At 53.8% G+C, this 6,717-nt stretch carries 8 protein-coding genes; all 8 read left to right on the forward strand.

Features of this window, described 5'->3' with window-relative positions:
* The first annotated feature begins 857 nt into the window (after positions 1–857).
* The 8 genes from FHS27_RS30365 (at position 858) to FHS27_RS30400 (ending at position 6,549) form a co-directional block, all read left to right on the forward strand.
* Positions 858–1,277 (forward strand): hypothetical protein, encoded by a 420-nt coding sequence (locus FHS27_RS30365; RefSeq protein ID WP_184310162.1) that lies wholly within the window; start codon positions 858–860, stop codon positions 1,275–1,277.
* Positions 1,278–1,832: 555 nt separating this feature from the next.
* The gene (gene tnpA / locus FHS27_RS30370; protein WP_146408978.1) at positions 1,833–2,153 is read left to right on the forward strand and encodes an IS66 family insertion sequence element accessory protein TnpA; all 321 of its coding nucleotides are present in this window, start codon (positions 1,833–1,835) and stop codon (positions 2,151–2,153) included.
* Positions 2,150–2,500, forward strand: coding sequence for an IS66 family insertion sequence element accessory protein TnpB (tnpB, locus tag FHS27_RS30375; RefSeq protein WP_146408977.1), 351 nt, complete (start codon positions 2,150–2,152; stop codon positions 2,498–2,500). The genes tnpA and tnpB overlap by 4 nt, the downstream gene beginning before the upstream one ends.
* Before the next feature lie 89 nt (positions 2,501–2,589).
* Positions 2,590–4,242, forward strand: a complete 1,653-nt coding sequence (gene tnpC / locus FHS27_RS30380; protein ID WP_184310164.1) for an IS66 family transposase — start codon at positions 2,590–2,592, stop codon at positions 4,240–4,242.
* 85 nt (positions 4,243–4,327) lie between these two features.
* Positions 4,328–4,657, forward strand: coding sequence for a hypothetical protein (locus FHS27_RS30385; RefSeq protein WP_184310166.1), 330 nt, complete (start codon positions 4,328–4,330; stop codon positions 4,655–4,657).
* Positions 4,658–4,776: 119 nt separating this feature from the next.
* Entirely contained in the window at positions 4,777–5,340 is a 564-nt protein-coding gene (locus tag FHS27_RS30390; protein WP_184310168.1) for a hypothetical protein, read from the forward strand.
* A gap of 122 nt (positions 5,341–5,462) precedes the next feature.
* Positions 5,463–5,879, forward strand: coding sequence for an SMI1/KNR4 family protein (locus FHS27_RS30395; RefSeq protein ID WP_184310170.1), 417 nt, complete (start codon positions 5,463–5,465; stop codon positions 5,877–5,879).
* Positions 5,880–5,985: 106 nt separating this feature from the next.
* Positions 5,986–6,549, forward strand: coding sequence for a hypothetical protein (locus tag FHS27_RS30400; RefSeq protein ID WP_184310173.1), 564 nt, complete (start codon positions 5,986–5,988; stop codon positions 6,547–6,549).
* Positions 6,550–6,717: the final 168 nt, after the last annotated feature.

Below are 6,717 nucleotides of genomic sequence, written 5' to 3' on the forward strand. Positions count from 1 at the left end.
GAACAGCTCCTCCTGAAAGGTTGCTTCCAACAATCCGTCACGCGTCCATTCCACCACCAATACAAAACCGCCGCGCTAGCGGCTTACTTGAACCACGCCGTGCAACGGAGCACGGCATGACGCGATTGGTCGATAGACACCACAATGGCCGTGCCCGCTGACGGCCGCCGTTCGTCGAATCGGAAAAACTACAACTTGAGAGAATCCAATGGCAACGAATAGCACGCATACGGCTGATTACAGATACATCCTGAAGGAACTCCCGGCACCCAACGATTCGTCCGTATGGGCACTCGAATGCTATCCGGAAACGCAACAACTTCCTTTTATTGGGAAACATGGGAGTATGTATCTTCGCTTCAAGCCCAATACGCCCAAAGAGGTCGTTGACCAGATTCGTAGTGCTTTAAATACGCATGTTGAGAATATTACCGTAATAAACTAAGATTCATCGAGTACTATCGAGCCAGATCGCACAAAGGGCTATCGAATATGCTGGGATATTTCTTTTACGGATTCAAGAACCGACGAATCGTTTGTCCACATTGTCAGACCACGGGTGAAGTAAGAACTAAAACGGTTCTAAAAAAGAGGGGAATTAGCGGCGGCAAAGCAACAGGTGCGATCCTAACTGGCGGCTTGTCGTTGCTGGCTACGGGCCTTTCAAGAAAAATGAAGGTCACTGAAGCACGTTGCGGAAATTGTGGCATCAAATGGGACATCAACTAGATGAAATACTCGACGAACAAAGAAATGCACGGGAGTTGCGGGTCGCGCGTTTCCTGATGGTCAGATTTTTGGCCGCAACCCCGTGATTTCAAGCGTTCGCCGACTGAAAGGAGCATGCCCTGAACTTCGTGGAACTCCTCAAGATTAACGACGATCCGGAACGCTGGGAGTATCCGCTCGGCTTTGACTACGAATCAGAGCAAGAGCGTTTCCTGCAATTTGCTACTGCTTTCTTCGCTGCTCTAAACATCAGCCCAATGATTGAAACCGGAGCGTGCATCCAAGACGCGAGCTTTCATAGCCAATTGATCTTCCCCGTTGGGCTAGTGCGATATCACTCACTTCGATTTAGCAACTTCGGGTCATTTATCACAATCAACGACGACGAAGGCGTGCCCGATGAAATACTGTCTACGATACTAGAACTCGCTGATCGATTCGAATACACGTACATCCCGTACCAATACCTCGACGCAGATTACACTGGATCAAATCTGGGCGTGACCGGAATCGACTCGTGGTGGATTCGCTACTTCGACTACGTATAACGGCGAACCATGCGATGATACGGAGCGGCGGAGTCATGGTTGATGAAGTGGTTGGTCTCTCGCCGCCGCCCGCATATCGCCGACGTTATTCGACTAAATCGTAAATTGCTTCTCAGTAATTTGCCTGCTCCACAATGTCATCGTCAGCACTGCTTCGGTATAGCCATTGCGGCATCGCTCGCAGACGGAAATCCCCACACCCACGCTCGATCAAGGCCCGACGGAAGATGCGACTGCGTTGGGCGCGATTCAATCTCCTGCCATCGGCCTTTTCTGGTCTAGACCCGAACGAATAACCAAGCTGTGCACCGGAGCCGGCAGGCAACCGGAAACGCTGGTCGAAAACCAACCCCGCCGGCCCGGTGACCGAAGGCGTTCCCCGACCAAAGCAACACGATGACGTTTGTTCGGACTCTCGCACTTTTTTGCATTGCGATTGCCTTTCGCGGCGCTGATTGCACTGCCGATGATGGTCCGTGCAACGTAAGCGTTCGGCGGGAGGATGAAAATGGGCGGCGGTAGGTTGGCGGTTTTTCTTGAACCCAGGAGGTCAACATGTTGCCGTCTCGTCGTCAGGTTTGGGCTGAGCGATTCAGTCGCTATCAAGCTAGCTCACTAACCGTCAAAGCGTTTTGCCAGGCAGAGAACGTTTCGGTCCCAAATTTCTATCAGTGGAAAAAGAAGCTTGCCGCAGCGGCGACTGGGGCGACGCCCGCTTTCGTCCCGGTCAATCTCAATTTGCAGCACACCGATGAACTTGATCTGGTGCTGCCCGGCGGAGCGACCCTCAAGCTCAACGTCCAACTCGACGAAGCAGTGATCCGAAAAGTCATTGCCGCAACGATCGCGGTGACTTCCCAGGCTCGCCCGTCGTGATTTCCGTCGCCTCAACCGCGCGAATCTTCGTCTTCACCGAGCCGACAGACATGCGAAAGAGTTTCAATGGACTCTCCGGGATCGTTGCCGAGCACTTCGATGTCGAATTGCTCTCAGGTCACCTGTTCCTGTTTTTCAATCGGCGTCGTGATTGCGTCAAGGTACTCGCTTGGGATCGTGATGGACTGGCAATTTGGTACAAGCGTCTGGAGAGTGGAACGTTTGAGCTCAGTCCGTTGCAGCGAGAAGGCACTTCGCTGGAAATTGATCATGTGAAATTGTCGATGCTACTGTCGGGCATCGATATCGCGTCTGCCAAACGACGCAAGCGTTTCGCCGCAGCCTGAAGAACGCGATTGCAAATTCTTTCGAAAAATCAAAACGCAAGTGGCTTCGGTGGCTTGCGTCTTTTTTGTGATTTCGCAAAAACGGAGGCATGTCAAGCGACGCCGCACTACCGGACAGCATCGAAGCGTGCCACACGCTGCTTCGTCAAAAAGACGAAGTCATCTCGTCCCTATCCTCTGAATGTCAATCGCTTCGCCAAGACGTCGAACAACTCAAGCGATACATTTACGGCCAGCGAAGCGAGCGACACACCGGCGATGATTCGCAGTTGACTCTCTTTGACCAAGCACAATACGCTGCGCCGGATAACGGGGAAGCTGGCGATGATCTCGAGGAAGAGATCACCTACCGCCGCCGCAAGCGAAGCAAATCAGATCGTTTCCCCGAGCATCTTCCTCGTGAAGTTCAAACGATCGACGTTCCCGAGGCTGAGCGAGCCTGCCCGTGCTGTGGCGAAGAAATGCCCGTCATCGATACCGACATTCGCGAGCGGTTGGAGTTCGTCCCTGGCAAGATGATCGTGCATGAACTGCACTATCCCAAGCGAGCTTGTGGCAAGTGCAAAGAAACCGTCACGGTCGCTCCGCCGCCGAGCAGTGACGCGGGCGCCGCTTCGCTGCTTTCTGGTTCACGCTACGGCTTTGGTGTGACGGTTCAAACCATCCTGGGAAAATTCTGCGATCACTTGCCGCTGTACCGGATGGAAGATGTCTTCGCACGTGCCGGTGTCACGATCCCTCGCAGCACGCAGGTCGACCTGCTGGCCGCGGCGGCCGATCTGATCGAGCCGCTGTGCACGCGGATGAGAGATCGCTTGATCGCCAGTCCTATCATCGGCATGGACGATACGCCGGTGCGTCTGCAAGACGCTTCGCTTCCCGGGAAGATGCGTACGGCGCGAATGTGGCTTGCGCGTGGGCGACCGGATGCACCGTATAACGTTTTTGATTTTCAAACTTCTCGAAAACATGGTACGCCCGATCGCGACGGTCCGGCAAAGTTCTTATCGGACTTTGAAGGCTACGTGTGTGTGGATGCTTATGGCGTCAGCGATGGCGTGTACCTGGGCGCGAGGGATCGCATCGTGGCGAGTTGTTGTCATGCGCACGTGCGTCGGAAGTTTGAGGCGGCCAAATCAAATGATCCGAAAAGGTCGGCATATGCGTTATCGTTTTATCGAGAGCTTTTCGATATCGAAGACGCCTGCGCGGAATTGACTGACGAGGACCGTTTGGCGATTCGTCGCGAGCGATCGGTGCCGTTGTTGGGTCGATTCAAGTTATGGCTGGATGAACAGGCGGGCGATTACCGCGTCCTGCCCAGAAGCTCGATCGGCAAAGCGATTCGCTACGCCCTGAACCAGTGGCAGCCACTGAGCGTGTTTACCGAGGATGGCGGCTTGCCGATCCACAACAACGACACCGAGCGTGATCTTCGTCGTCTGACGATCGGTCGCAAAAACTGGTTGTTCTTGGGCAGCGAGGCGGGCGGTGAAGTGGCGGCGCGGCTGTACACGTTGACCGCCCGTGCCCACCGACACAACTTGGACATGTGGGCGTATATCAATGACGTGCTGAGGCGTCTTGCCGGCGGCGATTCGGACCTTGACGAATTGCTTCCGGACACCTGGGCGATGGCTCATCCAGAGAAAGTCCGCAGCTATCGCGAGGCTGAATCCCTGGCCCGAGCCGCCAAGACCAAAGAACGCCGAGCACGCCGCCGGAAACTAGCCCGCAAATAGTTCTGCCGAACGCTTACCGTGCAACTGCAATCATCAGTTCTTTGGGTCGCCCAAAATTGGGGGCGATCCACCACAAGATTGGAAAATGCCACCGCAGGCGTGGGCGGCTCTGGCAAACGCAATTGATTCTGGCCTCTTCACCGACAAGCAGTACTTGTGGTGCCCGAACACTCAGTCCGCACTCACGTATTCCGCAGGGACAGGGTATCGGTTTGTTGTATGTGCTTTCACTTGGAAGCGATTTGCACCACAACGCGTTTCGCACGGAGACATGAAGAAGCGGATTGACACGTTTGACCTGATGGAACGCGTTCTCGATTCAACGGACGTACTGATGGGCGGCGTCGAAATCAGGATCACGGCGGCGGATCCTGCTACGATGCTGGGCGGATCTGGGGCATCAAACCGTAAATAGATGCAAAAGCGGGGAACCATCCCGTGCACCGGAGCCGGGCTTGCGGGCTTTTCGGCAGTGGTAGACTTTTCTCTCCCGGCCCGGTGACGGGCGACGTTCGTCGAGCAATTGGATACACCATGACCAAACGGTCTAGACAATGGATCGCAACTCTCGGCGCTATCGTTGCACTCATCGTTCTTAGCCCGGCCATCTTTGATCGGTTTCTTCTGTTTCGCTTTAATCACGCGATCGCGGATGTGCGGGATGCCAACATCTCGTCGGTTCGCTTCAAGCCGCACGTTGACCGTGAATTCGTCACTATTTCTGATCGCGAGGTTCTTAGTCGAATTCAAGATTGGCTCGGCACATCGAGAACGCCGAAGGCGTTTTACTCTTATCCGCCAACTACCTGCCCACTCGAAATCACACTTGCGAACGGGAACGTTGAGCGTTTTGTCATTTCTCCGACCGGACTGCCGGCGACATACATCGTCGAACTCGACGCCGACAGATCATTCGAGCGGGAGCGTCAATTTTCGTACATAATGCTGTCATATGATGGCTACTATCGCTTGCTCACTGACCAGCCATTCACACCCTATTTGCGAGCAACAGATCAACTTGATCCCGCCGCCCCCAAGCCATTCTTCATGTATAGTAGTGAGGACGACGCTGGAACGCCATTGCCGACGCAACACTGACTCCTTCGCTATAGTACGACGAACCATGGGTTGCACACGGAGTCGGGCTTGCGGGCGTTTCCAAGTGGTTGATCAACACACCCGACCCGGTGAACCCGGACGTTCGCCGAGAATTGGATGCCATGACCTCACGTACCGAACTGATCGAGAAATTCGAGCGGAGAATCGGTCACCAATTGCCGGTGGACTATCGCGAGTTTTTGATGGATGGTCCTTTTCCTGTTTGGAAAGGTGACTGCAATCCTGAGAATCAAGCAACGTACATCTTGTTTTCGCTATGGGACGTCGGACGGGGAGACTACAGCGACTTATCCGCAATTTGGGAAGAACGCGATCCGGATCTGCCCGACTGGTTTTTAGAGATCGCGGAAATCTACGATGGCGTCAAACTAGGTGTCGGGCTTTATGGCGACCACGCAGGTCGCGTATACTCGTTCACGTGGGACACCGGTGAACCTGAGCTTCACTCGGAAACTTTCAAGATTTTCCTGGATGGACTTTACTCCGACGGTGGGTCATTTGACGAACGCCCGAAATAGCGGCGAACCATGACATGTACGGGAGGACGGCTTGCGCGATTGCACGAATGGAAGACCAACTCTCCGTCCCCCGTGATGTCCGCCGTTATCCGACTGAACAGAGACGATGGCCATAAAAAAGAACGATTGGGTGCGATCGTACTCTGCTGGCGTTTGGCGCGTTCTCTCCGAAGTGCCAGCACACTACGAGATGCGAACTTCGCCTGACGAACCAAAGGAGCTTTACGACGGGCCGTTGTACATCGTCAAACGAATCGTTAACAACAAGTGGAAGCGTGCATTTGAGATGGAGGCAGCACATGCTGCGTTCGTAAAGCCATTGAACAAGGCTGACACCAAGAAGCTGGAAGCTTTTATCACACAGAACAATGGCATACTTGATGCATTCGACTCGTTTGGACGTCAATTGCAGTGCATCCTCAATATCGGGTTTGCATTGAAACGCAAATCCGATCTAAAGAAACTGCGTGAGGAAGTAGCTACAGCATTAGACGGCAACCTCGCCAAAGGTGTCTCGGCACCAGCAATCGCTAAAGCAATCGCATCAACTTCATGCGCTGCACTATGCAACACATATCCTCAATCAGCTACACTTCAGTTCGTCAACTTCAACTATGAAATCCGTCGGCGTGAATTGATCTATCGAGAAATGAACGCACTGGATTTCTGACCCTAGTACACCATACCGGATAACCAATAAGGATTTGACTTCGCGTGGATGCGACGGTTGAGTCACCTTCTCCTTCATGTTGCTTCGTTCGTCGCGGTTCAAAACGCTTCGCCTAGCCGAAGCTCAAGTCCTCTGTTCAAGATGCCCGGGGCTGAATGGCGAGGCGTT

Origin of the sequence: Aporhodopirellula rubra (genome assembly GCF_014192335.1) — a bacterium.
GTDB classification, from domain to species: Bacteria; Planctomycetota; Planctomycetia; order Pirellulales; family Pirellulaceae; genus Rhodopirellula; species Rhodopirellula rubra.

Excerpts from the sequence above, each read along its gene's own strand:
- FHS27_RS30400 (WP_184310173.1), top strand. The coding sequence starts at position 5,986 with ATGGCCATAAAAAAGAACGATTGGGTGCGATCGTACTCTGCTGGCGTT.
- FHS27_RS30390 (WP_184310168.1), top strand. The coding sequence starts at position 4,777 with ATGACCAAACGGTCTAGACAATGGATCGCAACTCTCGGCGCTATCGTT.
- tnpC (WP_184310164.1), top strand. The coding sequence starts at position 2,590 with ATGTCAAGCGACGCCGCACTACCGGACAGCATCGAAGCGTGCCACACG.
- FHS27_RS30385 (WP_184310166.1), top strand. The coding sequence starts at position 4,328 with ATGCCACCGCAGGCGTGGGCGGCTCTGGCAAACGCAATTGATTCTGGC.
- tnpA (WP_146408978.1), top strand. The coding sequence starts at position 1,833 with ATGTTGCCGTCTCGTCGTCAGGTTTGGGCTGAGCGATTCAGTCGCTAT.
- FHS27_RS30395 (WP_184310170.1), top strand. The coding sequence starts at position 5,463 with ATGACCTCACGTACCGAACTGATCGAGAAATTCGAGCGGAGAATCGGT.